The sequence below is a fragment of the Mesorhizobium sp. M0217 genome, from assembly GCF_040321955.1.
In the GTDB taxonomy this organism is placed as follows: domain Bacteria; phylum Pseudomonadota; class Alphaproteobacteria; order Rhizobiales; family Rhizobiaceae; genus Mesorhizobium.
In genome coordinates this window covers 57,091-82,907 of the sequence record NZ_JAMYSN010000014.1, presented here as the reverse complement: position 1 = coordinate 82,907, position 25,817 = coordinate 57,091, and the positions used below count along the sequence as shown (strand labels likewise).

Below are 25,817 nucleotides of genomic sequence, written 5' to 3'. Positions count from 1 at the left end.
GCGGTTTCAGGTCAGGCTGAACCCGCCCGTATCGCGGGAAAAACGGGCGCTACTTTGCCTCGGACGACCAGGGGAAATTCACATACTGGTCGCGCGTATCGTAGCAGATGTTGCCGTACATCCTGAGATAGATGTCGCGGCGCTTCGGGTCCTTGTAGACCGCGGCCGGGTCGGCGACGTCGGCCTCGTACTGGGCCATGTAGTCGCTGGTCAGCGCCACGGGCAGGATATCCATCGCCTGCGGGATGCTCTTGCCCTCCAGCCAGTCGGCCGCGTGCTGGCCCATGGCATAAGCGAAGACCGGCGACGCCAGGCTGATGCTTGCCTTGTAGGGACCGCCGCCTTTCTTGATCGCGGCGACCGCTTCCGGCTCGCCGTCGATGCCGCCGAGGAACTGGTCCGGCCGCGCCTTGCCCGCCGCTTCCAGGGCAGCCAGCGCGCCGAGCACGACGGTGTCGGCGCCGAGCACGACATCGACGTCGGGATGGGCCTGGAGAATGGTGCTCATCGTGGCAAAGCCGCCTTCCTTGTTGACGGGATTGGGTGAGATGTCGGCGACGATGGTGACACCGGGCATTGCCTTGAAGATGTCGCGCATGGCGGCAAAGCGCGGCGCCAGGAATTCCATGCTGTCATGCGACAGGATGACGACATTGGCCTTGCCGCCGAGCTTGTCCTTTATGTAGGCTGCGGCCGCTTCGGCCAGCACCTTGCCGGTCTCGTATTGCGGCGCATTGAGCAGCGAGGTGGCTGGCGGCGGCACGATGGTGCCGACATAGGCGCCCGACCAGATAAGCTCCTGCAGGCTGCGGCTCATCGAGGCCGGGTCCACGGGCGCCGCCACCAGACCGCCGATCTTGGAGGCGAGAAACAATTGCACCTGCTCGACCCCCTTGGCGGCGTCATTGTTGGCAAGCGCGCGGCGATATTCCAGCCCGCGATCCTTGGCGGCGGCGGCCAGGCCGCGGTCGACGCCCTGCATGAATTCACGCTCGTTATCCTGCGCGAAGGCCAGCACCTTGTTCAGGCCGGGCGGTGGGCTGCAGGCCGGCGCCTTCGGATCGAACGGCGCAAATACCGCCGGCTTGGTGAGCCCGGCCGGGCCGTCCTGCGCGCTTGCCAGAATGGTACCGCCCGCGAGCACAGCGGCAACGCCGAGCAGCGTCGCCAGCATCATGTTCCTGTCAGATCGCATTTTACTTCCTCCCTGTCGTTGATTGTTGCCGCGCTTCGTAAGCCTCGCGGTCGCTACTCTTCCCAGTCTCCCCAGATACCCACCTTCCCGCTTGCAAGTCAAAAGTTTTTCCAGTGGAATTAATTAATCAGAGATAGTCGGGTGGCTCGCCCACGCGATCACGCCTTGGCGATCAGCGACTGGACGGCTTTGGCCAATTCCGTGCCGAGCACGCGATGCGCGTCGCTGTCGAGGTGAATGCCGTCTACCGCGCTCGATTCGACGACGTCGCCGGCGTTGAAGAAGGCGGCGCCGGCGCGCCGGGCCGCATCGCGGAACAGGCCGGCAAAGTGCATCGACTTTGCGGCGCCGCCCAGGAACATCTGGCCGAACCAGTCGACCTCCAGCATCGGCGGCGGCGCTACTATCAGGACCGCGGGCGCCACGCCCGCGGCGCCAGCTTCGCTGCGCAGGACAATTCTGGCCAAAATCTCAATGGAATCAGCGACGTCGTTCGGGGTTACCGAGAACCTATGCTTGAGATCGTTGGTGCCGAGCATAAGGATGACGAGGTCGAGCGGCATATGCGTTTCCAGGCACACCGGGAGCGATTTGAGCCCGTTCTTGTGGAGACCTTCGATCGGATCGTCGTGCACGGTGGTGCGCCCGCCCTGCCCTTCTTCGATCACATCCCATCCGCTGCCGAGCTGGCGGCGCATGATGCCCGGCCAGCGCCGGTCGGGCGTGAAGCGGCGCCGTCCGACGCGGGCCAGGGTGGGAATGGCGCCATAGGTATTGGAATCGCCAAAGCACATGATGGTCCGGGTCTGCGTCACGGCATTGCTCCTCCAGGCTTGCATACTTTGAACGCCAGCAGGCTGGCCGGCGTCAACTACATTTTTCCATCGGGTGGATTTAAGTGTTGCCTTGCCGTGCCCGCATTGCTACGTCAGCGCTTTGATCGGCTCGCCTTGCGGCCAACCTCCTTGCGCAGGGGAAAGCGTGACCGGCACCAGCTTCTTCAGTCTCGAAAAGATCGCCGAGGGCCGCAGCGGCGGAACCACGCAGGCCGAGAGCCGCGTCTACAACGAACGCCTGATCGTCTCGCTGATCCGCCGGCACGGCCAGCTGGCCAAGACCGATTTGACGCGGCTGACCGGGCTGGCCGCGCAAACCATCACCACCATCGTCAACCGCGCCGCCGACAACAAGCTGCTGCTGCGCCTGGAGCCTTTGCGCGGACGGCTGGGGCAACCCTCGGTTCCCTATGCGTTGAACCCGAAAGCCGCGTACGCCTTCGGCCTCAAGGTCGACCATCGCAGCGCCGATGTCGCCCTGGTCAATTTCGTCGGCAACGTGATGGCGTTCGAACGCACACTGTTCGACTATCCGACGCCCGTCGAGGTGATGAAATTCGCCAAGGGCGCCATCGCGCGCATGTGCCGCAAGCACAGATCGATAGAGCAAGACCGCATCGCGGGTCTTGGCATCGCCTCGCCATTCCATCAGTGGAACCTGAGCGAAGAGGGCGCGGTGCCGGCGAGCAGGCTGGATGCCTGGAGGGAAATCGACATTCGCGCAGAACTGGACCGGGCGTTCGACTGGCCGGTGTTCCTCTACAACGACGCCACGGTGTCGGCCGCGGCCGAACTGATGTTTGGCGCCGGCGGATCGCGCGCCGACTTTCTCTATGCCTATGTCGGGCACTTCATCGGCGGCGGCCTGGTGCTCGATCATCACTTGTTCCCCGGCCGCAACAAGCTGGCCGGGGCGCTGGGCGACATGCCGGTGCCCGCGCCGGGGCGCAAGGGCGACCGGATGACCCCGTTGCTGCGCGTCGCTTCGCTGCATTCGCTGGCCGGCAAGCTCAACGACCAGGACAATGGGGATGAGGGCGCCGGCCGCATCTGGTCGTCGCCCGACGACTGGGGCGGCCTTGGAGAGCCGCTCACCGCGTGGATCGATGAGGTTTCGGACGGGCTTGCCTATGCCGCCCGCAGTGCCGTTGCCTTGCTCGACATCGACAATGTGGTGATCGACGGCGCCATACCGAATGGCGTGCGCAAGGAGATCGCCAAGGCCATGCGCAGAAAGCTGGCACGGATCCTTGTCGATCGCCCCGAGCCGTTCTCCGTCATCGAGGGGACGTTTGGCCATCTCGGCCCCGTTATCGGCGGCGCCAGCATTCCGTTGCTGGTGAAATATTCGAACGACAAGGAACTGCTCTTCAAGGAATAGGCGCGCAGCCGCCGGCACCAGGCATTCCCCAAACAGCGAACTGTGAGACTTGTCACATACCTGCTCGTGAAGCGCGTGCTACTTGCACCCTGCGGTCGGTCGACGCCGAAAGAAATCGCCTGCCCTGGTCTGGCGGTGACGGGCCTTTCACTTTATGCTGTGGCAGGTTGCATACTCTCAACGGACCTTGATGCCGCAAGCGGTGTTCTCGTCGGCGTCAGGCCGCGACCAGGAGTTTTGTCATGCTCCGACTTTGCGGATTCATCGCGGCCTTCATCCTTGCCGGCCTCACAAGCTTCGAGGCCTGCGCCGATCGAAGGGTCGCGCTTGTCATCGGCAATTCCGAATACCGCAACATTCCGGCGCTGAAGAACCCGGCCAAGGATGCCCAGGACGTATCGGCCACGTTCCGGCTGGCGGGCTTCGAGGTTTTCGTCGCCGAGAATCTCACCAAGCAGCAGTTCGAAGGCCAGTTCCGGGACTATCTGGCCGCCGCCGACGGCGCCGATCTCGCCGTCGTCTACTATTCCGGGCACGGCTTTCAGATCGGCGGCGAGAATTTCCTGATACCGGTCGACGCCTCGTTGAAGAAGGCGGCCGATATCGAGGTCCAGGCCATCAAGCTCAACGACGTGCTGGAGCAGTTGCGCTCGAAGTCGAAGATCCAGGTGATCATCCTCGATGCCTGCCGCAACAACCCCTTCCCGCGCAACAATTACTGGCTGCGCGACCAGCTTGTCACCGCCGGCAATACCGGGCTGGCGCAGGTGCGAAGCTCGCTCAACACGCTGATTGCCTTCGCCACCGAACCAGGCGCGGTCGCCTATGACGGCAGCGGCGACCTCAGCCCGTTTTCATCGGCCTTTTCGCGGCGCGCGCTGGCGCCGAACCAGGAGATCCGAACGGTCATGTCGGCGGTGCGCCGCGATGTCGTGCAGGCCACCAACGGCATGCAGGTGCCCTGGGAAAATTCGTCGCTGATCGACGACGTGGTGCTGGTGCGCCGCAACAATCGGCCTTCGCTGCCGCCAGTGCTGGAGAAGGTGGTGCTGTCGGGGGTCGGTCCTGTCGCTCTCGGCCTGCCGGAGCCGGTCGATATCGATGGCGGCGCTATCAGCGTCAGCATCGAACGGCCGCCGGCAATGGGCCGTCTGGTGCTGGACGGCAAAGACGTCGCGGTGGGCGAACCGATCGCCGGCAAGGACCTGCCGCGCCTGCAAATGGATGTCCCCAAAGGAGCCGCCACGCAGGACGAGGTGGATATGCTGGCCTATGCCACGCATGACAATTGGGGCGGCGGAAGCCAGGGCATATTGGTGTTCCGCGTCAAGAGCGGCGAAGGTGCGGCGGGTCAGCAGATCATGGCTTCGCTCGAGGCCGAGCAGAAGCAGCAGGTGCTGGAGCGCGGCATCCACATCACCGGCGCTGCCGAAGCAATCGAGAACCGCAAGCTTGATATTCCCGTCGGCGTCGGCCCGGTCGCGCTCAATCTGGATTTCCCCACCGACGATCCGGCGGTCAGCCTGAAGGTCACGGGGTATCCGGCAACGGGAACGCTGTCGCTCCCGGATCGGACCTTGTCGCCGCAATCCAGCCTTCTGGCCGGTGAAGTCGACCATCTTCGTTACGAGCCGCAGATCGGCGCCGGCGCGCCGGTCGAGGTCGGCTTCGAAATCCGTGCCGACAGCAGCTCCGCCAAGCCGGCGACGATGAAGCTGTCGCCGACGGTCGATGCTTGCGATACCGCCGCCGGCGAGCCTCTCGACCTGCAAGGGGTGGTGCCCGGCCTGCTGCCCAACGAGATCGGCGCAGGTGCGGTGGCGGTCTGCGAGGCCGCGGTGAAAACCTATCCCGATGTCGCCCGCTTCCGCTACGAACTCGGCCGCGCACTGCTTGCGGCCGGCAAGGTCGGCGAGGCCAGGACAGCCATCGAGGACGCCGCCAAGAAAGGCCATGTGCGCGCGGTGTTCGAGCTTGGCTATCTCTACGCAATTGGCGTTGGAACCGGCGTCGATCACACGCAAGCCAACGCCCTCTACAAGGCAGCTGCCGACAAGGGCGATCCCTACGGGATGATGGCCTGGGGCCGCGCTCTGTTCAACGGCTACGGCATCAAGCCCGATACCGGCCAGGGCCTGGACCTGCTGCTCAAGGCGGCGGCGATGGGGCACACCTATGCCATGAACGAGCTCGCATCGATCTTCACTCAGGGCCGTAACGGCGTGCCGGCCGATGCGGCCCGCGCCGTTGCCTTTCTGCAGGCGGGTGTGCAGCGCCAGGACATGTATTCGATGAACCTGCTCGGCCGCAATTACCTCGCCGGCCAGGGCATCGACAAGGATCCGAAGACGGCGCAGGCGCTGTTCCAGCAGGCCACCGATCTTGGCCAGGCCTACGCTCCGGGCAGCCTTGCCCGCATGTACAGGGATGGCATCGGCGTGCGCCAGGACCCTGCGGAAGCGCAAAGGCTCTTCGAACTGGCGACCGCGCGCGGCGATCCGTCGAGCGCCTATGATCGCGCGGCGCTTGAAATGGCGAAAGGCGACACGGCCGATCAGGCTGTCGCGGTGCGTTTCCTGGCATTCGCCGTCGCGCTCGATCTGCGCAAGGAGTTTCCGGACGCCAAGAAAGGCCTGGCGCAGTTCGGCTCGAAGCCGAAAACGGCGGCTCTGGACGCGCTGCGTCAGGAGCTCAAGTCGAAGATCCCCACGTCCGGTTCGCTGGACTTGCAACTGGTCAATGCGGCCCGGGGGGTCTGGGAAGAAGCCAATCCGCGTCGGGATTTGTTCTGAACAATAAGGAGGCCATGGTGGGCAAGGCATTCAAGCAGACATTCATCGGGCAGGCATTCATCGGGATAATTCTATCCGGCGTTCTGGCCGGGCTCATGGGCTGCACCTCGGTGTCGCCGATGTTTGAGCCGGCACCGCCGGTGGAACATCGCAAGGTGGTTCGCGCGGCGCCGCAGCCGAAGGTGATCAGATACAAGAAGGCGGTCGCTCGCAAAGTGGTGAAGCCGTCCGAGGAGACTCCACAAAAGCCGCCTGTGATTCCTGCCCTTGGCGGAGGCGGAGGCGCTGGCGGAGGAACCGGCAGTGGCGGCAACAGTTGGTGACGCGATCGTCAACCAAAGCAGGCGCCGCCGCGCTCAGCGACCCCAAAGGGTCTTGTTGAATTCCGCATGGGCTTTGGACAACGTCAAGCCGACGTCGTCCATCCACGCCTCGGCATTGGCCGCCCCGCGCAACGCTGCGCGGAAAAAGCGGCCGACGACCGCCACCGGATCGAACCGGCGAGCCGCCAATGCCCGATGAGCGTGTTGCGTTTCGAGATAGCGAGCCAACGCAATGTCGTGTCGCGATGGCGCAGCAAGCTCCTGCCGGTCGCGTTCAGGGTGGTCATGCCAGATGGGCCATTCGGTCGAGCCGGGGTGAAGCACGGTGTCCTCCTGCGAAAAGAGATTCAGTGCGGACAATCTGCTCAAGCGTCGTGAGAGACGCGTGGGAACCTGCGTGATGGAATCGTGAAAAGCGCCTCGGCGGCGGAATAAATGTTGAAATGGAGCAAGCTTGAGCGGATCGTCGTCACGCTGTGACCGTGGCGGATCCGATGACCGGGCCTTATCTTCACCTGCTGGGTGGTTTCGACTTTGCCGGCGTCGGGGCCGCGGTTCCGGCCACCAGCCGCAAGGCGCGTGCGATGGTCGCCTATCTCGCACTACAGTCGGGGCATTCGCAGTCGCGCGAGAAGCTGGCGACCTTGCTCTGGAGCATCAACAGCGAGGCGCAGGCGCGAATGAGCCTACGGCAAGCGGTATCGTCCGTCAGGAAGGCCATGCAAGCGTGCGGCGGTGGCCGCTTCCTGACCGACGGCGACAGCGTCGCTTTGCATCTCGATGGCCTTGATTTCGATGTCGCGCGGTTCGAGGCGCTGGTCGACAGCCTGGCACCCGAAGACCTCGAACTGGCGCTCAATGTCTACCGCGGCGATCTGCTCGACGGCTTCGGCCTGAAGGAGGAGCCATTCGAGGACTGGCTGAGGATCGAACGCGAGCGGCTACGGGCTTTGGCTGTCGCGGCGCTCGACAGGCTCGTCGCGCACTATTCCGCGACGAAGGATCCCGCCGGATGCGTGCGCGTGGCGACGCGCCTGCTGGCCATGGAGCCGCTGAGAGAGGACGTCCACCGTGCCCTGATGCGCGCCTATGCGGCGCAAGGCAGGACCAATCTCGCGCTGAAGCAATATGAGCACTGCCGCACTGCGCTTCAACGCGAACTCAACCTGCAGCCCGAGCCGGAGACACGGCAATTGTTCGAGACGCTGCGGACACGCCGCACGATAGCGCAGGCACGGCCAGCCACGGCCGATGCGGACGACGCTACCGGCTTCAGCCCCGAACTCGCAGCCCCCCCGACCCACTATGTCAAATCGGCCGGGATCAACATCGCGTATCAGGTGACCGGCGACGGTCCGGTCGACCTGATCCATGTGCCGGGATGGGTCTCCAACCTCGACCACGCCTGGGGCTCGCCGCGGCTTTCGCATGTGCACCGGCGGCTCGGCACTTTCTCGCGCCTAATCCGCATGGACAAGCGCGGCACCGGGCTCTCGGACCGCAATGTCGGTCTGCCGACCCTGGAAGAGCGGATGGAAGATGTGCGGGCAGTGCTGGATGCGGTTGGCTCGAAGCGCACGGTGCTTTTCGGCAGCTCCGAGGGCGGCCCGATGTGCATGCTGTTCGCGGCGACCTATCCCGAGCGCACAGCGGCACTCGTGCTCAATGGGGCCTACGCCCGCGGCAGGTGGTCACAAGACTATCCGTGGGCGAAGACAAGCGAGCAGGTGGAAGAGGATCTGGCGATCGTCGAGAAAGAATGGGGAGCGGCGGCGGATATGAGCAACGCGGCGCCCAGTCTGATGAGCGACACGTTCGAGACAGAATGGTTCGCCGCCTATCTCAGGAATTCTGCCTCGCCCGCCGACGCGATCGCCCTGTGGCGCTGGGGAGCCGAAATCGATGTTCGCGACATTCTGCCTGCTGTCCATGTTCCGACACTGATCATGCAGACGACTGGCGACGGCTGGGTGAAGCGGGAAGAAGGACGTTACCTGGCGACGCACATCGAGGGCGCCCGATACATTGAGTTCGCAGGCCGCGACCACGTCATCTGGGGCGAGAATTCCGATCGGATCGTCGACGAGATCCAGGCTTTCGTCACCGGCGCCTTGCCGGCGGCCCCAGGCGAACGGCTGCTTGTGTCGGTGCTGTCCCTCGATATGACGGGCTCGCCTTTCGGCATCGACCCGGCCGAGCGGCACGCCGAAGCGCTCCGTGGCGAACTCCTCGCGGCCGAAGGCAGAGAGATCAGCCGATCGGACGGCAAGGTGCTCGCGGTGTTCCAGCGGCCAACGCGGTCGATCCAGTGCGCGATCGCCATCCGCGATCGCTTGCGGCAATCCGGTGTCGAGGTCCGCTCGGCGGTGCATATCGGCGAGTGCGAGCAGCGGGGCCATCAATTTTCAGGCGCGGCGATCGAACTGTCATCGCGTCTGCTTGACCATGCGCGGCCGGGCGAAATCATCGCATCAAGGACGGTGCGCGATCTCGTGGTCGGCTCCGGCCTGCGGTTCGAGGAGCGTGGCGAAATGGCGGCAAGCGGGCTGCCCGGCGCGTTTCCGTTCTATGCGGTCGATGGTTCGGCTTGAGCCGCTAGGTCACCTCTTCCCTGCCCCGAACCGCAGCCCGTCCATCAGCAGCTTGACCAGCCGGCGCGAGCGGTTGCGCCAGTCCTTGGTGTCGGGGGCCGAGTAGATGCCGCCGAGTGCGTGCAGCACATCGGAGGCGTCGACGTCGCTGCGGATCGAGCCTTCCGCCACTGCCGCCTCGACCAGTTGCCGCAAGGCCAGCGACACCCGGCCCGACATGTCGGAGAACACGGCGGAATTCGTGTTGAACAGGATGCGCAGGCTGGCCGCCAGGCCGCGCTTGGTGGCGATGTAGTCGACGAAGCGCTGCATCCATTGCTCCAGCGCCACATCGGCCGAATGGTGGCTGGCGAGGTCATCGGCAGCCGCGCAGAGCGCCTCGACTTCACGCCGATAGACCACTTCGACCAGATGCTCGCGGGTTGGAAAATGCCGGTAGAGCGTGCCGATACCGACGCCCGCCTGGCGCGCGATCTCCTCCAGCGAGGCATCGACGCCGTGCTCGGCAAAGGCCGCTGCCGCGACCTCGACCAGCCGGTCGCGGTTGCGCTGCGCATCGGCGCGCAGCGGCCTTGGCGCTGCGGCTTCGCGCTTCTCGTCGGCAATTGCTTGCGACTGCTCGGTCAATTTTTTCTCCACTGTCGATATATGGGGGCTTGAACCCAAAGGGGTAAGCCCCCAACTAGATAAACGGAGGCGCCTCCGTTTTAGTGGAGCAGTCTTATCATATAATCAGGAGAGCCGGTATGTCACGTGTTGAGATTGTGAAGACTGAAGCATCCCCTGCCGGCTGGAGAGTCGGGGCGGCAGAGCTGCCAATCTTCCCCCTCGTGGGGGAGATGTCCGGCAGGACAGAGGGAGCGCTGTCCCGCCGACCAACACCCGCTTGGAAAGGTCTATTTCGACGCATGTAAATCGGGAACGTCGCATTCCTTCGCGCCCCCCTCTGCCCTGCCGGACATCTCCCCCACAAGGGGGGAGATTAGGCGCACCGTCGCCTCTTCCCTTGTCCTCTCCCACTCGAGCCCATTTCAATCCCCTAGCGTCAAGCAACTGGAGCCAGACGCCTCATGACCGACCAAACCAAATCCACCACTATCCCAATCCGTCTCACCATCAACGGACACAGTCACGAACTGCAGGTCGAGCCGCGCGTCACGCTGCTTGACGCCTTGCGTGATCGCCTCGACCTGACCGGCACCAAGAAGGGTTGCGACCAGGGCCAGTGCGGCGCCTGCACGGTGCATGTCGAGGGACAGCGCGTGCTGTCCTGCCTGACGCTTGCAGCACAAGTCGAAGGCCGCGAGATCACCACCATCGAAGGATTGGCCGGCGATGACGGCACGCTCAACGCGGTTCAGGCTGCTTTCCTCGACCAGGATGCTTTCCAGTGCGGCTACTGCACGCCGGGACAGATCATGTCGGCGGTCGCCTGCATCCGCGAGGGCCATGCCGGCTCGGATGACGAGATCCGCGAATACATGGCCGGCAATCTGTGCCGCTGCGGCGCCTATCCGCACATCGTTGCCGCCGTGCGCCAGGCGGCACTGGAGGTCGCGTCATGAGGGATTTTTCCTACGTTCGCGCCGATAGCATCGATGCGGCACGACAGGCAGCCGCCCTGCCTGGGGCCATGCTGCTTGCCGGTGGCACGACGCTGGTCGATCTCGCCAAATGCGGCGTGGCCGAACCCGACAGCCTGGTCGACATCACCCATCTCAAAGGGCTCGACGCCATCAAGGTCGACGCTGACAGTGCCATGATCGGCGCGCTGGCCAAGATGAGCCACGTCGCCGACCATGCCGAGATCAAGAGCCGCTTTCCCGCGGTCTCCGAAGCGCTGTGGCAGGCGGCTTCCGCGCAACTGCGCAACATGGCGACCATCGGCGGCAATCTGATGCAGCGCACGCGCTGCCCCTATTTCCGCGATCCCGCGAATTTTTCCGCCTGCAACAAGCGCTCGCCCGGCAGCGGCTGCTCGGCGATCGGCGGCGTCACCCGCGGCCATGCCGTGCTCGGCACCAGCGACGCCTGCATCGCCATGTATCCCGGTGACCTCGCCACCGCGCTGGTCGCCTTCGACGCCGTGGTTCATCTTGGCGAACGCCAGGTTGCCGTCGACGACTTCTTTCTCCTGCCCGGCGCCACGCCCGACAGGGAACATGCCATCCAACCGGGCGAGATGATCACCGCCATCAGCATACCGGCTTCCGGCACTGCCCGGCGTTCGACCTATCTCAAGATCCGCGACCGGCAGTCCTATGAGTTCGCGGCTGCAAGTGCCGCAGTCGGCATCGACTTCGAAGCCGATGGCCGCACCATTCGCGACCTGCGCGTCGCGCTGGGCGGCGTCGCGACGAAGCCGTGGCGGGCGCACGCCGTGGAAGCGGCGTTGAAGGGCAAGGCGCTCAGCGAAGACAGGGTGCGGGCAGCCAGCTTGCTCGCCATGGAAGGGGCGATCGACCACGGCGCCAACCACTACAAGATCGAACTGGCGCCGCGCGTCGTTGCCCGCGCCATCCTCAAGACGGGAGCCATGTCATGACCATTCACGACCCGAGGACACGGCACGGCGACGCTTCGGACGGCACTGCCGATCAGGTTGGCGGGCGGCTGTCGCGCGTCGACGGCCCGGCCAAGATTACCGGTGCGGCAAAATATGCCGTCGAGCAGCAGCTCGACGGGCTAACCTACGGCGTCCTGGTCGAAAGCACGATCGCATCAGGCAAGGTGCGCTCGATCGACACGTCAGCCGCCGAGGCGGCACCTGGTGTGCTCAAGGTGCTGACGCCGGACACCATCATGCCGCTGAAGACTGCATCGGACTGGTTCGGCACACCGCCGCCGGACAAGCCCTACTGCCCGCTGGCGCGCGATATCACCTTTTCGGGCCAGCATGTCGCCGCGGTCATCGCGGAGACCTTCGAGCAGGCCGTTGCGGCCGCAGCCCTGGTCAAGGTCAGCTATGACGAGGCGCCGGCCATCGTCGACCTCAGCGACGCCAAGGCGGGCGACGGCATTCCGATCGCCGCCATGACCAAGGAATGGGGCGATGCGCAGGCCGCTTTCGCCGCTGCCCCGGTGCGCGTCTGCGGCGCCTATAACACGCCGCGCGAATACCAGGCGCCGATGGAGCCGCATGGCCTCATCGCCCGCTGGGAGGGCGACAAGCTCACCGTGTGGGAACCGAGCCAGTGGCTCGACGGCATGGCCCGCACCTATGCCGAATGGTTCGGCGTGCCGTTCGAGAATGTGCGCCTGGTCTCGCCCTATATTGGCGGCGGCTTCGGCTCCAAGGCGCTGGCGCTCGGCCATGGCGCGGTGGCTGCTGCCGCAGCCAAGATGCTGGGACGTCCGGTGCGGGTCGTGATGACGCGGCCGCAGACTTTTACCGGCTATGGCGGCCGCGCCGCGACCCGCCAGACGGTGACGATCGGCGCCGACCGTGACGGAAAGATCCAGTCGATCGTGCATCGCGGCGTCAATGAAACGTCGATCGACGGCATGTGGGTCGAGCCTTTGGGCGTGGTCACCTCGATCATGTATGCGACGCCCAACTTCTCCTCGAAGCAGAATGTCGTGCGGGTGAATTCGGTGGTGCCTGGCGCCATGCGCGCGCCGGGCGAAAACCCTAGCGCCTTCGGCATCGAAAGCGCCATTGACGAGCTCGCCTACGAGGTCGGCATCGATCCGCTGGAGATCCGGCTGAGGAATTACGCCGAGCAGGATCCGCACGCAAAAAAGGCTTGGTCGACGCGGCAGTTGCGCGAGGCTTTCGCGGCTGGCGCCGAACGCTTCGGCTGGCCCCAGCGCACGCCCAAACCGCGTTCGATGCGCGATGGCAACCAGCTGATCGGCTGGGGCGTCGCCGCCGGCACCTATCCGGTACGGCGCGCTTACGGCGAGGCCATCGTGCGTATCCTTGCCAACGGCTCGGTCGAGGTCGAAAGCTCCTCGATCGACATGGGCCAGGGCACCTACACGATCCTGGCGCAGACGGCGGCCGAAACGGTCGGCGTGGCGGCCGACCATGTCGTCGTGAAGCTCGGCGATTCCCGGTATCCCCGCGCCGGCGTGGCCGGCGGGTCGCGGCTGGCCGGCGTGATGACGGGCGCGGTCTACAAGGCGGCGACATCGGCGCTCGATCAGCTTGTCGGACTGGCGATCAGCGATCCGCGCTCGCCCTTCCACGCGCTCCAGGCCAACACGCTGGTCGTCGCCAATGGCCGCATCAGGTCGCCGCGCGGCGATGGTCCCGATGTCTCGATCGCCGACCTGCTGGCCAGCGGCGGCCGCGACCGCATCGAGGCCACCGGCGACACCATGCCGGCGAACTCGACCGCCGAGGATCGCTACAAGAACTACACCACCATCGCGGCGGCACTGCCGCACACCGAGGGCGACTATTCGCGCCACTCCTGGTGCGCGCATTTCATCGAGGTGCGCGTCGACGAGGATTTCGGCACCGTGCGCGTGTCGCGCGTGGTGTCGGCGCTGGATTCCGGCCGGCTCTACAACCCGAAACTCGCGGAGAGCCAGTGGAAGGGCGGCATCATCATGGGCATCGGCCAGGCGCTGCTGGAAGAAGGCATTGTCGACCGCAGGCATGGCCGCATCGTCAACAACAATCTCGGCGACTATCTGGTGCCGACCAATGCCGACATCCCCGATATCGAGGTCATCTCGGTCGGCATTCCCGACCTGCACTCTTCGGTGCTCGGCGGCAAGGGTGTCGGCGAACTGGCCATCGTCGGCGTAGCGCCAGCGATCGCCAATGCGGTGTTCCATGCGACGGGAAAAAGAGTGCGGGATTTGCCGATCACGCTGGAGAAGTTGATCTAGGAAGCGGCGTGCGTAATCTCCCCCCTCGAGGGGGAGATGTCGCCGAAGGCGACAGAGGGGGTCGCCTCTCGTAGAGCGCCAACCTCCTTCCGCCGCAGTAGGTCGAGCCCGGTCGGACCGACCCCCTCTGCCCTGCCGGGCATCTCCCCCTCAAGGGGGGAGATTGGCAGCTCGCGCGCCTCGGCTACCAGTCGAGCTTGAACGCAAGCTTGCCGAAATGCTGCCCGCCTGCCGACATGTGCGCGTAGGCTTCGGCCGCCTGCTCCTGGCTGAACACCTTGTCGACGACCGGGTCGATGCGGGCGGCGGCGATGGCGCGGACGGCTGCGCGAAGGTCAGATACCGACCCGGTGTTGTTGCCGACCACCTTCAGTGCCTTGATGATGATCGGCAGCAGGTCGACCGTGGCCTCGGCGCCGGTGACGAAACCGATGGTGAACAGCGTGCCGCCAGGCGCGGTGGCGTTGACGGCGCGGGCGAAGGTGGCGGTGCCGGCGGTCTCGACGACGAGGTCGGCGCCGAGGCCGCCGGTCAGTTCCAGCACCTTGCCGTCCCAGTCGGGCGTCGCGCGGTAGTTGATGAGATGATCGGCGCCGAGCGCCTTCGCCCGCCCCAGCTTCTCGTCCGACGAAGAAGTGATGATGACGGTTGCGCCGGCGGCTTTCGCCAGCTGCAGGGTGAAGATGGAGACGCCGCCGGTGCCGAGCAGCACGACGACCGAGCCCGGCCCGACATCGGCGGCGCGGACGGCGTTCCAGGCGGTGGTCGCGGCGATCGGCAGGGTCGACGCCGCCTCGAAGGAGAGACGAGCCGGTACCGGCACGAGCGAGTTGGCCGGCAGCGCGACATATTCGGCGAGCGACCCCGGCAGCGAAATTCCGCGCATCTGCGTCATCTCGTTAGGCCGGGGCGGACCGCCGATCCAGCGCGGCTTGGCATGGGCAACGACGCGATCGCCGACGGCGAAATCCGTAACGCCCTCCCCCAGCGCGACGATCTCGCCGGCGCCGTCGGCGACGGGAATGAGCGGAAAGCCGGGCACGCGATAATTGCCGCTGGCCACCGCCACATCGACGAAATTCAGGCTCGCGGCGCGCTGGCGGATCAGCACTTCGCCGCGCTGCGGTTCAGGCGTGGCAATGGTGGTGGCGCGAAAGGCGTCCAGCTTGGCGGCGGTCAGTTCGATGGCTTTCATGGCTCACGCATTCCTGTTTAAGGGGTCAATCGTCAGGATTGAGTGAAGCTATCTGCTGCGCTACAAGCAGATAATCTGGAATTTTTACATTTGAATCCTGTGCTTTATGCAGCAATCACACGACCCCGCCAGCCTTGCCGAAATGGCCGCCTTTGCGGCCATCACGGAAGCGCGCTCCTTCACCAAGGCAGCGTTGCGCGTCGGGCGCGACTCGACGGTTCTGTCACGCCGCCTGCAATCGCTGGAGGAGCGGCTCGGCGTGCGGCTGCTGCACCGGACCACCCGAAGCGTGTCGTTGACGGAGGCCGGAGCGGAGTTCCTGGTGCGTGTCCGCGCCATCCTGGCCTCGGTAGACGAAGCCGAGGCTGCTGCTTCCGCGCATGCCAGCGGGGCTCCGCGGGGCTTGCTGCGGCTGGCGATGCCGGGAACCTTTGGCCGTATGTGGATCGGGCCGCTGCTGCCGCAATTTCTAGCGACGTTCCCGGATGTCCGCATCGAGGCCGAGTTCTCCAACCGGTTCGTCGATCTCGTTGCAGAGAACTTCGATGTCGCCGTCCGTCTCGGCGCGCTGGAGGACTCGCGCCTGGTGGCGCGCAAGATCGCGACACGGCGGCGGTTGCTGTGCGCTGCTCCCTCCTACCTCGCCCGCCGGGGCACGCCGGAAGCGCCGGAAGCGCTCACAGAACACGCCTGCCTCGGCTTCTCCGGCTTCCAGACCTTTCCAACCTGGGAGATGACCGACAGTTCGGGACGCCGCGTCAACGTCGACGTCTCGGGGCCGATGGTGTGCGACGATGCCGAGGTGCTGGTCGAAGCCGCGGTGCAAGGCCTCGGCCTGATGATGAGCACCGACTGGCTTGTCGGACGCGAACTCGCCGACGGACGGCTGGTGCCGGTGCTGGCGGACTGGACGCTGGCCGACGAAGGCGCGGTCTATGTCGTCATGCCCTCGGCCAAGGGACAAGCCGCCAAGACACGCGCCTTCGCCGAGTGGATCGGCAAGCGCTTCGCGCCGGAGCCGCCCTGGACGTCGAGGCCGGTCTCAAAGGCTTGATCAATGGGGCGCGCCGGGGGCTAAGACGGCATATGCCGCTGTCACCAGGCCTTTTGTCCTGTATGATCTCGTTGAATGTAGCTTGGGAGGGGATCATGCAAAGTGCATTGGCGAAGTTCATGATGGCAGGTTCCGTTCTGGCCGCGCTGCAAGCCGCGCAGCCGGCTTTTGCCGCGTCCTGCAACTGGAGCGCCAAGATGGAAGAAGACGAAGGCGGCAGCGTGCTGACGGCTTCGGTGTGCGGCGGACCGAAGGCCGATGCGCATCTGATGCTCGTCTGTTTCGACAAGCCGGTGCTGAGCTACGATCTGGGTGCGGCCGGCCAGCAGCTGGAACCCGGCATCAGCGCTTCCTTCACCTTCAAGGGGGGTGACAAAAGCGTGACCAAAAAGCTCGACCTCGAGGCCATGTACAATTACTTCACGGCTGAGCTGAGCAAAGACGATCCACTGCTCGGCTTGTTGCGCGGCAAGGGCGACGTCACGGTTACGGCCGACAAATATGGCGAGAACAGCTTTCCGCTGACGGGCTCGAGCGCTGCGATCGGTAAGGTGCTGGCGCAGTGCGGCAAAGGTTCGGCCGGCGAAGCGGACTGAAGCTCCCTACTTTCGACCACGCAGCTTGGTCCCGCGCCTCCGTCAGGGCAAAGCCAAGCAGGTTCTCGCCGCGCCCGGTTTGCCGTTTCGCTCATCGACGGGGGCACGGGTTTGGAGGCGGCAATATGCGGCCTGAGTTTTCAACGCGAGCTGCGCTTTCCCTCCGGTGTCGCCACCAGCGAGGCGGCGGCGGCATTGGCCGTGGCGATCGCCGCTTCCATCGGATGGCCACGCGCGAGGCCTGCCGCGAAGGCGCCGACGAATTCGTCGCCGGCGCCATGGGTGCTGACGACCTTGACCGGGACGGCCGCCAGTGCGAAGGCCGCGCCGGTCCGGTCGCAATAGGCGACACCTTCGCCGCCGGCGGTGACGATCGCCGAGGGGTAGGCATCGATCAGCCGCCGCGCGGCTTCGGTTGCGCCGGCGAGCGTATCGACGACCGGAATGCCGGCCAAAAATTCCGCTTCGATGGCGTTGACGATGACGATGTCTATCAGAGCGGTCAATTCGGCCGACAGTGTTCGCGCCGGTGCGGCGTTGAGCACGACGCAGCCTCCGGATGCCTTCACCGCGCGCGCGGCAGCGATGTTGGCGGCATCGGGCACTTCGTTCTGCAGCAACAGCACTGCCGTCCGTACCACCACCTCGCCCGCAGCCGCGATGTCATCACCGCCCAGGGTGAGATTGCTGCCGGAGACGATCACCGCGCCATAGTCGCCATCGCTGTCGAAGATCGCCACGCTCATGCCGGAGCCTGCGCCTGCCGCCACGCGCACGAAGCGGCGATCGACGCCGGCGCGATCGAGATTGGCCAGCAGCGCCGTGCCGAAATCGTCGTCGCCGACGGCGCCGATCATCGCCGCGCGCACGCCGGCGCGTGCCGCCGAGGCCGCCTGGTTGCCGCCCTTGCCGCCGCATTTCGGCTGCCAGGCATGGCCGGTCACAGTCTCGCCCTTGCGCGGACGGTCGGGCGCGTCGACCATGATGTCGTAGTGCAGGCTGCCGAAGACGGTGACCAGCGGAACCGTCATGTGCCGCGGTCTTTTCGCTTCGAGGTGACCGCCGACATGGTGCGGCCGAGATTGCGCTCCGCCGCCTGGTAGTCGCGCTGCGCCACCGCCACGAACAGCGCGTCGAGGATGTTGAGCTGCGCGATGCGCGCCGCCGCGTTCTCGCCCATCAGCGGCGATCCCTGCGCCGTCGAGCACAGCACGATGTCGGCAATCCGGGCCAGCGGCGAGTTGTCGTAGTTGGTGATGGCCAGCGTGCGGGCGCCGCTCTTGCGGGCAAGATGGATGGCGTCGATGACGGCCGACGTGTTGCCGGAATGCGAGAAGCCGACGGCGATGTCGTCGGCGCCGAGGAGCGAGGCCGACATCAGCATCATGTGCGAGTCGTCATAGACAGACGCGCGGATGCCGATGCGCAGGAATTTGTGCGAGACGTCGCGGGCGATCTGGGCGGAGCCGCCGACGCCATAAAAATCGCGGTTCCTGGCGCGGTAGAGCAGATCGGCGGCACGGTCGAAATCGTCCATGTCGAGGATCGCGAGCGTCTCCTCCAGCGCCTGGATCGAGGTGCGGAACACTTTCTGCACGATCTCGGCCGAGCTGTCGTCGACCGACAGTTCCTGGTGCATCTCGGCGGTCGGGAGGCGGCTGTATTCATAGACGGCGGTGCGGAAGTCGCGGTAGCCGGAGAAGCCGAGTTTCTTGGCGATCTTGACCACCATCGCCTCGGACACGCCGGCCTCCTCGGCGATCTGCTTGAGCGGAATGGTCTCGTCGAAACCGCGCCGGCCGAAGACGGTTTCCACCACCTTGGCCTCAAGCGGGGTGAGATGCGGCATCATCATGCGGATGCGCGGCCCCACGGCTTTCAGATCGAGATTGCTCAACGTCATCCACGTCCCCTCGTCTCCGGCCCGAGCATGGCTTCCTGGACGATAGCCTGCGACGTCACGGCGTCCTGGCTGTCCATGGCGGCGGACAGGCGGTTATCCTTCTCCAGCCGGTCGACAACGCGCAGCAGGCGCTTGACGGTGGCGATGTTGACTTCGCATTCGCGCACCGGATCGAGCCCGGTCATGTCGGGAAAGGTGTCGAAGTAGATGGCGCCGGCATAGCCATCGCACCGAATCTGGCGCAGCAGTTCGATGGTCTGCAGCGTGTGCACCGCGCCGACCATCAGGCCGTCGTCGCGCTTGGCATAGCCATCGTTGAGATGGACGCCGAGCAGCTTGCTGTGGCGAGCGATCAGCGCCGCGGCGAAGGCCGGCTGTTCGTCGGCATAGAGCACATGGGCGAAATCGAGCGTGACGCCGAGATTGGGTAGGCCGACCTCGCGGATCGCCAGCAAGGTGGTCGCCGCATCCGGCATCAGCGAGTAGGAGCGCGGTTCGTTCGGCTTGTACTCCAGGCTGATCTGGCAGCCGGGATCATGCGCGGCAACTTCACGAATCCCCTCGATTTCGTGCTGCCAGAGCGTCGCATAGTCAGTTTGAAATGCATAGTCGAAGCCATCCTGGCCCAGCCACAGCGTCATCAGACTGGCGCCGGCCGCGCGCACCGCATCGATACCGGCCTTGGTCAAGTCGATGGCTTCGCGGCGCACCGCCGGGTCCGGATTGGTGAAGGCGCCGAGCTTGAAGGCCGGATTGGAGTAGTAACGCATGGCAAAGCCATTGATGGAAAGCCCGAAATCGCCGAGCTTTCGGGCGATTTCAGCCGGCTTTTCACTGAGATGGTCGGGGAAATTAAGATCAAGGTCGGTCAGCCCGTCGACCTTGGCCGCGCGGGCTGCCATCTGCAGCATGGACGGCTTGCCGGTAAGATCAGGCCATTCGGCTTGCGGCCGCGAGGCGAAGGAATTCAGGCGGGTGGCGAAGCGACTGTTTGTCATGATGGACCTTTCAGTGATTTACTTCATATAAGTACGAATATTTGTAAAGTTCTCATTTGCGAGGCGGTTTGTAGCGCGCAACATCCTGCTTGGCCGAGATCTTCGGCTGCGCCTCTGCATCCATGCCGGGAGTTTCGAGTCCCGCAACGGTGCGGATGCTGGTGCAAGCCCTTGCGCCCTGCCTGCCGATTGACCAATCTGGCCGACACTGTCATGAGCCGCGGTTGGGGGATCGCACATGCCAACGCTTTATCAACTGAAACCGGCCTTTCAGGCCAGGCTGCGGCCGCTGGCCGACCGGCTGGCCGATGCCGGCGTCACCGCCAACCAGATCACGCTTCTCGCCGCCGCGCTCTCCATCGCCACCGGCCTGGTGGTCGCGGCCTTTGCCTTCCATCCCCTGGTTTTCCTCTTGATGCCGGTGGTGCTGTTCGTGCGCATGGCGCTCAACGCCATTGACGGGATGCTGGCCAGGGAACATGGGCAAGCATCAAAACTCGGCATGTATCTCAACGAACTCTGCGACGTCGTCTCGGACCTGGCGCTGATCCTGGCCTTTGCCACCTTGTTCCCGGCCTGGGGTGTCGTCGCCTTCGCTATTACCGCCATGCTTGTCGAGTTCGCCGGCGTGCTTGGCGTTGCCGCAGGCAGCGGGCGCAACTATGCCGGGCCGTTCGGCAAGAGCGACCGAGCCCTGGTGCTCGGCGTCATCGCCTTCCTCATCGCCTGCGGCCTGTGGTTCCAAGCGATTGTGCCCTTTGTGTTTCCGGTCATGGCTACACTGTCAGTCGTAACCGCCATCAACCGGATACGCGGCGGCCTTAGAGCGGGCGGCGCATGATGCCAAAGCGTCAGGCACCCGACCGCCAGAGGGAAACCATGATCCACCAGACCATTGCAGCCGGAGCACCGGCAAGCCTCGAGCGCATCGCGCAGGAGCGCACGTTCAAGAGCCATGACGGCACCGAGATCTTCTACCGCTACTGGCCGGCCGCCGGGTCGACGCCAAAGGGTGCGATCCTTCTGTTCCATCGCGGCCACGAGCATGGCGGCCGCATGGCGCATCTGGTCGACGAACTCGCCATGCCCGACCATGCCTTCTACGCCTGGGACGCGCGCGGCAATGGCCGCTCGGCCGGCGAGCGCGGCTATGCGCCATCCTTTGCCGCCCTGGTTCGTGACATCGACTGCCTGGTGCGTGAGATCGGCCGGGATGGTTTTGGCCAGCGCGACATCGCGCTGATCGCGCAGTCCTTCGGCGCCGTGCTGGCCGCTGCCTGGGTGCATGACTATGCGCCCGACATCCGCGCGCTGGTGGTGGCTTCACCGGCCTTTTCGGTCAAGCTCTACGTGCCCTTCGCCAAAGAGGGCATTGCGCTGTGGCAGAAGCTCAAGGGCCGCTTCTTCGTCAATTCCTACGTCAAGGCGAAGTTCCTGACGCATGATGCCGAGCGCATCGCTTCCTTCGACGCCGATCCGCTGATCACGCGACCGATCGCCTCCAACATCCTGGTCGAGCTTTACGACCACGCTGCCCGCATCGTCTCGGACGCGCGCGCCATCACCGTGCCGACGCAGCTCTTGATCTCCGGCAGCGATTGGGTGGTGCGGCATGGACCGCAGCACGAGTTCTTCGTCAATCTCGGCAGCAGCGCCAAGGAGCGGCATGTGCTGCCCGGCTTCTTCCACGACACGCTGGGCGAGCGCGATCGCAAGCAGGCGCTGGACCTGATCCGGCCATTCCTCGAAAAGCAATTTGCCACGCCGGAGAAAACCATCGACTTGCTTCAGGCCGACCGCGCCGGCTACACCCGCGACGAGGCCGAGAGGCTGGCCTCGCCGCTGGCGCTGCTGTCGCCAAAGGGTATCTACTGGGCGATAAGCCGCGCCTCGATCCGCATGGGCGCCTGGCTGTCTTCGGGCATGAAGACCGGCATCGCCACCGGCTTCGATTCCGGCTCGACGCTCGACTATGTCTACGAGAACGACGCGCGCGGCATCGGCTTCATCGGCCGCATGATAGACCGCACCTTCCTCGACGCCATCGGCTGGCGCGGCATCCGCCAGCGCAAGCTGCATCTGGAAGAGCTGATCGGCAACGCCGCCGCCAGCCTGAAGGCAGCCGGCCGTCCCGTCCACATGCTCGACATCGCCGCCGGTCACGGCCGCTATGTGCTCGATGCCGTCGCCAAATGCACTGAACCACCAGCAAGCGTGCGGCTGCAGGATTATTCCGAACTCAATGTCGGGCTCGGCTCGAAGCTGATCGCCGAGCGGCGTCTGCCGACCAGCGTTACCTTCCATCAGGCCGACGCCTTCGATGCCGACATGCTGGCTGGGTTGACCCCGGCGCCGGACCTCGCCATCGTCTCCGGACTTTACGAATTGTTCGCCGACAATACGATGATTTCCCGCTCGCTCGGCGGGCTGGCGAGCGCCATGCAGTCCGGCAGCCTGCTCGTCTACACCAATCAGCCGTGGCATCCGCAGCTGGAGATGATCGCGCGCAGCCTGACCTCGCATCGCGGCGGCCAGGCCTGGGTGATGCGGCGGCGCACGCAGGGCGAGATGGACCAGTTGGTGACGGCGGCCGGTTTCGAGAAGATCGAGCAGCGCATCGACCAATGGGGCATCTTCACTGTTTCGGTCGCTCGGCGCGTCTGAGACCATGGCCGCACCTGCGACTGACCCTGCCCCGGCTCGGGAACACAATTTGGGTATCGTGCTGAGGGCCGCCCTTTGGCTGGCGCTGCTGGCGCCGTTCTTCTATTCGACCTACGGCTTCGCCAACTGGCTGGCGTCGCGGCGCGACCATGTCGGCAGCATCGTGTTTGCCTGGGAACACGCCATCCCGTTCGTCGCCTGGACGATCGTGCCCTACTGGTCTATCAATCTGTTCTACGGCCTGTCGCTGTTGCTCAACACGACCAGGCGCGGCGTCGACCGGCTCGCCGGCCGCTATCTCTCGGCGCAGATCATTGCCGTCGCCTGCTTCGTCGCGTTCCCGCTGACGGCGACCTTCGTGCGGCCGGAAACCACCGGCTTGCCGGGTTTCCTGTTTGCGGTGCTCGGTGGTTTCGACAAGCCGTTCAACCAAGCGCCATCCCTGCACATCGCACTCCTGGTGATCATCTGGGACCATTGGCGTCACGTTCTGGCACGTCACCGTCTCGGCGGCATTCTCCGCCCGGTCTGGCACGTCTGGTGTTTTCTCATTGGCGCCTCGGTGCTGACGACCTGGCAGCATCATTTCATCGACATTCCGACCGGCGCCCTGCTCGGCCTGTTTGCGCTGTGGCTGTTTCCGTCCAACGGCGAGCTGCCATTCTGGGGTTTTCGGTTGACCGCCGACCCAAGGGCGCGGCGGCTGGCGGGTTATTACGGGCTGGGGGCGGCCCTTGCCCTGGCCGGCGCTGCCGAGGGCGCGTTGGTCTCCGCCGATTTTCTCATCCTGTTGTGGCCGGCATTGGCGCTGGCCATCGTCGCCTTCGGCTATGCTGGGGCCGGCGCCAAAGTGTTCCAGAAGGCAGCCGATGGTAGCGTCTCACTGGCCAACCGTATCCTGCTCCTGCCCTACCGGCTTGGCGCCCGGATCAATGTGTGGGTATGGACCCGCCAACTGGCGCCGCAAGTGGAGATCACCGACGGTGTTTTCCTCGGCCGGTTTCCGAGTGCCGACGAGGCCAACCGCTTCGGCACAGTGATCGACCTTGCCGGCGAGATGGAACGGCCGCGCGGCGTGACCTGCCGCTGGATCAGCTACGCGATGCTCGACCTCGTGGCGCCGCCTCACGACAGGCTGGAGCGGGCCGTGGCGGCGATCGAGTTGGCGCGCCGGCGCGGCACCGTTCTGGTCTGCTGCGCGCTCGGCTTCCAGCGCAGTGCAGCCATCGTCGCCGACTGGCTGGTGGTGACGGGGCGCTCGTACACAGCTGCACAGGCGCGCAAGAAACTCGCCGCGTCGGGCAGGCCCGTGCACCTTCAGATCGGGCTGGAAGAACCGAGGCTGGAAGAACCGACATGAGTTGGCCGGCATGAGTGGCGAGAATGTTCCCGAGAACGCCGAAATATTCGCCGCCGGACTGATGGTGCAGGCGGTGTGGCCGATCCTGCTCGTGGTGGCGGCTGTGATGGCAGCGCCGGTCATCGGCCTGGTGGCCGGGCCGCAGACGACAGCGCTGTCGGCGGCCTGGCTGGTCGCGGCGGCGAGCGCCGTGGCCACGCTGGCACTTTCGGCCTTGCTTTTGTTCGACGCCCTGCTGTTCCGGCTGATGGCCAGCCACGCCAGCGAGGCCGCCGGCGGTGCCGCAGTCGACGATGTGCTGACGCGCATGCGCCTGAAATCCACCGCTGCCGGCGGCCGCTCGCTTAACCATCGCATGGCAGGCACGCGTCGCCTGCTGACAAGGCAGCGCATGGCGCTCGCCATGTTTGCTGCGGCATCCCTTTTCGCAGCATTTGTTTGAGCCATGACCAAGCTTCACCTGCGCGCCAACACCTTCACCTTGCTGCAGACGGTGACGTCGGTCGGCCTGTCGGCGGCGGCCTGGGTGGTAACCGGCGTCAGACCAATCTGGAACGGCAGCCAGCCGTCGGAGCGGCAGCGCATCTACTTCGCCAACCATGCCAGCCATGGTGATTTCATCCTGCTGTCGGCCTGTCTGAGTGAGAAGGTGCGCGCCCGGACCCATGCGATCGCGGCGGCCGAATATTGGGGCAAGTCGCGGCTGCGCCGCTTCATCGCGCAGGACATGCTGTCGTCCGTGCTCATCCACCGGCAGTGGACCGACGAAACGCAACACCCGATCTCGATCATGCTGTCGGTGCTCGACGACGGCCACTCGCTGATCCTGTTTCCCGAAGGCACTCGCAACACGACGGAGGCGGATCTGCTGCCGTTCCGCTCCGGCCTCTACAATCTGTCGATGGCGCGGCCGGATGTCGAACTCATCCCGTGCTGGATCGAGAACATGTCGCGCGTGCTGCCCAAGGGCCAGTTCCTACCGGTGCCGCTTTTGTGCCGCGTCGTCTTCGGTCCGCCGGTGGCGATCGCGCCCGGCGAAGAACGCCGCACCTTCCTCGAGCGCGCGCGCCAGACGCTGCTGTCGCTCAACCCGCGTCCCGATCGGGACCACTAGCATGACCAGGCAAAGAGACTTCGTATGACACTGCCGCCAATGCATGAAACCGTCATCCTGCTGGCCGGCCTGATCTGCGTGCTGACCATGGCGAGCATCGTTGCCGGTATCCTCTCATGGCGGGCGCCGAAGCCGCTGCCCTCGACGCTCGTCAACTTGAACCAGCGCATCAACGCCTGGTGGGTGATGGTGCTGGCGATCACCGTCGCCTTCTTCTTCGGCCGCACCGGCATGACCATCCTGTTTGCGCTGATCTCGTTTGCCGCGCTGCGCGAGTTCGTGACGCTGACGCACAGCCGGCGCAGCGACCACTGGGTGCTGCTCGGCATGTTCGGCATCATCATTCCCTTCCAGTACTGGCTGGTGTGGACCGCCTGGTACGGGCTCTTCACCATTTTCATCCCCGTCTACTGCTTCCTCTTGATGCCGGCGGTCACCGCGCTCAACGGCGACACCGAGCGCTTCCTCGAGCGCGTGTCCGCGCAGCAATGGGCGGTCATGATCTCGGTCTACTGCGTCAGCCATGTGCCGGCGCTGCTGACCCTCAACGTGCCCGGTTTCGAGGGCCGCAACCTCCTGCTCATCGCCTTCCTGATCATCACCGTGCAAGGCAGCGACGTGCTGCAATACATTTTCGGCAAGCTGTTCGGCAGGCATCTTCTGTCGCCCTCCGTCTCGCCCTCGAAGACCTGGGAAGGGCTGGTCGGCGGGCTGGTGTCATCGAGCCTGCTCGGCGCGCTGCTGTCGTTCCTGACGCCGTTCTCGCCGCTGGCGGCGGCAGGCGTCGCCTTCATCGCCTGCCTGATGGGGTTCCTCGGCGGGCTGGTGGCGTCGGCGATCAAGCGCGACCAGGGCGTCAAGGACTGGGGTCACCTGATCGAGGGTCACGGCGGCATGATGGACCGCGCCGACAGCCTGGTCTTCGCCGCACCGGTGTTCTTCCACATCGTCCGCTATTTCTGGACGTGAGCGA

At 65.2% G+C, this 25,817-nt stretch carries 23 protein-coding genes; 15 read left to right on the top strand and 8 right to left on the bottom strand.

From position 1 onward, the window contains the following. Nucleotides 1-49: 49 nt before the first annotated feature. Nucleotides 50-1,195, bottom strand: coding sequence for a sugar ABC transporter substrate-binding protein (locus NKJ18_RS21370; protein ID WP_032905967.1), 1,146 nt, complete (start codon nt 1,193-1,195; stop codon nt 50-52). 158 nt (nt 1,196-1,353) lie between these two features. Then, nucleotides 1,354-2,010, bottom strand: a complete 657-nt coding sequence (locus NKJ18_RS21365) for an SGNH/GDSL hydrolase family protein (protein WP_023733972.1) — start codon at nt 2,008-2,010, stop codon at nt 1,354-1,356. Between the two features lie 166 nt (nt 2,011-2,176). Between NKJ18_RS21365 and NKJ18_RS21360 the strand changes: the two genes are divergently transcribed. The 3 genes from NKJ18_RS21360 (at nt 2,177) to NKJ18_RS21350 (ending at nt 6,527) form a co-directional block, all read left to right on the top strand. After that, the gene (locus NKJ18_RS21360) at nt 2,177-3,412 is read left to right on the top strand and encodes an ROK family protein (RefSeq protein WP_023733971.1); all 1,236 of its coding nucleotides are present in this window, start codon (nt 2,177-2,179) and stop codon (nt 3,410-3,412) included. A 242-nt stretch (nt 3,413-3,654) separates the two neighbouring features. Beyond that, on the top strand, nt 3,655-6,204 hold the full coding sequence (locus NKJ18_RS21355) for a caspase family protein (RefSeq protein WP_352759550.1): 2,550 nt from the start codon (nt 3,655-3,657) through the stop codon (nt 6,202-6,204). Between the two features lie 14 nt (nt 6,205-6,218). Then, the gene (locus NKJ18_RS21350) at nt 6,219-6,527 is read left to right on the top strand and encodes a hypothetical protein (RefSeq protein ID WP_352759548.1); all 309 of its coding nucleotides are present in this window, start codon (nt 6,219-6,221) and stop codon (nt 6,525-6,527) included. Nucleotides 6,528-6,560: 33 nt separating this feature from the next. Here the strand turns inward: NKJ18_RS21350 and NKJ18_RS21345 are convergent, their stop codons facing one another. After that, complete coding sequence (locus NKJ18_RS21345) at nt 6,561-6,851, bottom strand: hypothetical protein (protein WP_352759546.1); 291 nt, start codon at nt 6,849-6,851, stop codon at nt 6,561-6,563. A 170-nt stretch (nt 6,852-7,021) separates the two neighbouring features. Here NKJ18_RS21345 and NKJ18_RS21340 point away from each other — a divergent pair, with 170 nt between their 5' ends. Further along, entirely contained in the window at nt 7,022-9,118 is a 2,097-nt protein-coding gene (locus NKJ18_RS21340) for an alpha/beta fold hydrolase (RefSeq protein ID WP_352759544.1), read from the top strand. Nucleotides 9,119-9,127: 9 nt separating this feature from the next. Here NKJ18_RS21340 and NKJ18_RS21335 read toward each other — a convergent pair whose 3' ends face one another. Continuing rightward, nucleotides 9,128-9,745: a TetR/AcrR family transcriptional regulator gene (locus NKJ18_RS21335; RefSeq protein WP_352759542.1), complete on the bottom strand. Its 618-nt coding sequence runs from the start codon at nt 9,743-9,745 to the stop codon at nt 9,128-9,130. A gap of 443 nt (nt 9,746-10,188) precedes the next feature. Between NKJ18_RS21335 and NKJ18_RS21330 the strand changes: the two genes are divergently transcribed. Genes NKJ18_RS21330 through NKJ18_RS21320 form a run of 3 tightly spaced genes read left to right on the top strand, consistent with a single transcriptional unit; the run spans nt 10,189 to nt 13,960 of the window. Further along, on the top strand, nt 10,189-10,683 hold the full coding sequence (locus NKJ18_RS21330) for a (2Fe-2S)-binding protein (RefSeq protein ID WP_023672519.1): 495 nt from the start codon (nt 10,189-10,191) through the stop codon (nt 10,681-10,683). Continuing rightward, entirely contained in the window at nt 10,680-11,663 is a 984-nt protein-coding gene (locus NKJ18_RS21325) for an FAD binding domain-containing protein (RefSeq protein ID WP_023703067.1), read from the top strand. The genes NKJ18_RS21330 and NKJ18_RS21325 overlap by 4 nt, the downstream gene beginning before the upstream one ends. After that, complete coding sequence (locus NKJ18_RS21320) at nt 11,660-13,960, top strand: xanthine dehydrogenase family protein molybdopterin-binding subunit (protein ID WP_352759540.1); 2,301 nt, start codon at nt 11,660-11,662, stop codon at nt 13,958-13,960. Before NKJ18_RS21325 ends, NKJ18_RS21320 begins: the two co-directional genes overlap by 4 nt. A 184-nt stretch (nt 13,961-14,144) precedes the next feature. On the opposite strand, the gene NKJ18_RS21315 is transcribed toward NKJ18_RS21320, so the two are convergent. Continuing rightward, the gene (locus NKJ18_RS21315; RefSeq protein WP_352759538.1) at nt 14,145-15,155 is read right to left on the bottom strand and encodes a zinc-dependent alcohol dehydrogenase family protein; all 1,011 of its coding nucleotides are present in this window, start codon (nt 15,153-15,155) and stop codon (nt 14,145-14,147) included. A 106-nt stretch (nt 15,156-15,261) separates the two neighbouring features. Between NKJ18_RS21315 and NKJ18_RS21310 the strand changes: the two genes are divergently transcribed. Together NKJ18_RS21310 and NKJ18_RS21305 are read left to right on the top strand one after the other, a co-directional pair. Then, entirely contained in the window at nt 15,262-16,209 is a 948-nt protein-coding gene (locus NKJ18_RS21310) for a LysR family transcriptional regulator (RefSeq protein WP_023688979.1), read from the top strand. 95 nt (nt 16,210-16,304) lie between these two features. After that, a complete protein-coding gene (locus NKJ18_RS21305) occupies nt 16,305-16,805 on the top strand; it encodes a hypothetical protein (protein WP_352759537.1) in 501 nt (166 codons plus the stop codon). A gap of 140 nt (nt 16,806-16,945) precedes the next feature. Here NKJ18_RS21305 and NKJ18_RS21300 read toward each other — a convergent pair whose 3' ends face one another. The 3 genes from NKJ18_RS21300 to NKJ18_RS21290 are packed head-to-tail and all read right to left on the bottom strand — an operon-like array spanning nt 16,946 to nt 19,706. Then, nucleotides 16,946-17,836: a ribokinase gene (locus NKJ18_RS21300; protein ID WP_352759535.1), complete on the bottom strand. Its 891-nt coding sequence runs from the start codon at nt 17,834-17,836 to the stop codon at nt 16,946-16,948. Further along, nucleotides 17,833-18,708: a MurR/RpiR family transcriptional regulator gene (locus NKJ18_RS21295; protein WP_023730361.1), complete on the bottom strand. Its 876-nt coding sequence runs from the start codon at nt 18,706-18,708 to the stop codon at nt 17,833-17,835. The genes NKJ18_RS21300 and NKJ18_RS21295 overlap by 4 nt, the downstream gene beginning before the upstream one ends. Beyond that, nucleotides 18,705-19,706, bottom strand: coding sequence for a TIM barrel protein (locus NKJ18_RS21290; RefSeq protein WP_352759533.1), 1,002 nt, complete (start codon nt 19,704-19,706; stop codon nt 18,705-18,707). The genes NKJ18_RS21295 and NKJ18_RS21290 overlap by 4 nt, the downstream gene beginning before the upstream one ends. A 238-nt stretch (nt 19,707-19,944) precedes the next feature. Here NKJ18_RS21290 and NKJ18_RS21285 point away from each other — a divergent pair, with 238 nt between their 5' ends. The 6 genes from NKJ18_RS21285 to NKJ18_RS21260 are packed head-to-tail and all read left to right on the top strand — an operon-like array spanning nt 19,945 to nt 25,813. Then, on the top strand, nt 19,945-20,547 hold the full coding sequence (locus NKJ18_RS21285; protein ID WP_027048772.1) for a CDP-alcohol phosphatidyltransferase family protein: 603 nt from the start codon (nt 19,945-19,947) through the stop codon (nt 20,545-20,547). Between the two features lie 41 nt (nt 20,548-20,588). Then, a complete protein-coding gene (locus NKJ18_RS21280; protein WP_502906172.1) occupies nt 20,589-22,370 on the top strand; it encodes a bifunctional alpha/beta hydrolase/class I SAM-dependent methyltransferase in 1,782 nt (593 codons plus the stop codon). A gap of 4 nt (nt 22,371-22,374) precedes the next feature. Then, nucleotides 22,375-23,730: a phosphatase PAP2/dual specificity phosphatase family protein gene (locus NKJ18_RS21275; RefSeq protein WP_502906171.1), complete on the top strand. Its 1,356-nt coding sequence runs from the start codon at nt 22,375-22,377 to the stop codon at nt 23,728-23,730. Between the two features lie 10 nt (nt 23,731-23,740). Continuing rightward, nucleotides 23,741-24,172 (top strand): hypothetical protein, encoded by a 432-nt coding sequence (locus NKJ18_RS21270; protein WP_352759527.1) that lies wholly within the window; start codon nt 23,741-23,743, stop codon nt 24,170-24,172. Nucleotides 24,173-24,175: 3 nt separating this feature from the next. Next, entirely contained in the window at nt 24,176-24,844 is a 669-nt protein-coding gene (locus NKJ18_RS21265) for a lysophospholipid acyltransferase family protein (protein WP_023672504.1), read from the top strand. A gap of 39 nt (nt 24,845-24,883) precedes the next feature. After that, nucleotides 24,884-25,813 (top strand): phosphatidate cytidylyltransferase, encoded by a 930-nt coding sequence (locus NKJ18_RS21260; RefSeq protein ID WP_352759592.1) that lies wholly within the window; start codon nt 24,884-24,886, stop codon nt 25,811-25,813. Nucleotides 25,814-25,817: the final 4 nt, after the last annotated feature.

Bases quoted from the DNA above. Each gene is read 5' to 3' on its own strand.
- NKJ18_RS21370 (WP_032905967.1), bottom strand. From the start codon at position 1,195: ATGCGATCTGACAGGAACATGATGCTGGCGACGCTGCTCGGCGTTGCC.
- NKJ18_RS21355 (WP_352759550.1), top strand. From the start codon at position 3,655: ATGCTCCGACTTTGCGGATTCATCGCGGCCTTCATCCTTGCCGGCCTC.
- NKJ18_RS21350 (WP_352759548.1), top strand. From the start codon at position 6,219: ATGGTGGGCAAGGCATTCAAGCAGACATTCATCGGGCAGGCATTCATC.
- NKJ18_RS21340 (WP_352759544.1), top strand. From the start codon at position 7,022: ATGACCGGGCCTTATCTTCACCTGCTGGGTGGTTTCGACTTTGCCGGC.
- NKJ18_RS21330 (WP_023672519.1), top strand. From the start codon at position 10,189: ATGACCGACCAAACCAAATCCACCACTATCCCAATCCGTCTCACCATC.
- NKJ18_RS21325 (WP_023703067.1), top strand. From the start codon at position 10,680: ATGAGGGATTTTTCCTACGTTCGCGCCGATAGCATCGATGCGGCACGA.
- NKJ18_RS21320 (WP_352759540.1), top strand. From the start codon at position 11,660: ATGACCATTCACGACCCGAGGACACGGCACGGCGACGCTTCGGACGGC.
- NKJ18_RS21315 (WP_352759538.1), bottom strand. From the start codon at position 15,155: ATGAAAGCCATCGAACTGACCGCCGCCAAGCTGGACGCCTTTCGCGCC.
- NKJ18_RS21310 (WP_023688979.1), top strand. From the start codon at position 15,262: ATGCAGCAATCACACGACCCCGCCAGCCTTGCCGAAATGGCCGCCTTT.
- NKJ18_RS21305 (WP_352759537.1), top strand. From the start codon at position 16,305: ATGCAAAGTGCATTGGCGAAGTTCATGATGGCAGGTTCCGTTCTGGCC.
- NKJ18_RS21300 (WP_352759535.1), bottom strand. From the start codon at position 17,836: ATGACGGTTCCGCTGGTCACCGTCTTCGGCAGCCTGCACTACGACATC.
- NKJ18_RS21295 (WP_023730361.1), bottom strand. From the start codon at position 18,708: ATGACGTTGAGCAATCTCGATCTGAAAGCCGTGGGGCCGCGCATCCGC.
- NKJ18_RS21290 (WP_352759533.1), bottom strand. From the start codon at position 19,706: ATGACAAACAGTCGCTTCGCCACCCGCCTGAATTCCTTCGCCTCGCGG.
- NKJ18_RS21285 (WP_027048772.1), top strand. From the start codon at position 19,945: ATGCCAACGCTTTATCAACTGAAACCGGCCTTTCAGGCCAGGCTGCGG.
- NKJ18_RS21275 (WP_502906171.1), top strand. From the start codon at position 22,375: ATGGCCGCACCTGCGACTGACCCTGCCCCGGCTCGGGAACACAATTTG.
- NKJ18_RS21270 (WP_352759527.1), top strand. From the start codon at position 23,741: ATGAGTGGCGAGAATGTTCCCGAGAACGCCGAAATATTCGCCGCCGGA.
- NKJ18_RS21265 (WP_023672504.1), top strand. From the start codon at position 24,176: ATGACCAAGCTTCACCTGCGCGCCAACACCTTCACCTTGCTGCAGACG.
- NKJ18_RS21260 (WP_352759592.1), top strand. From the start codon at position 24,884: ATGCATGAAACCGTCATCCTGCTGGCCGGCCTGATCTGCGTGCTGACC.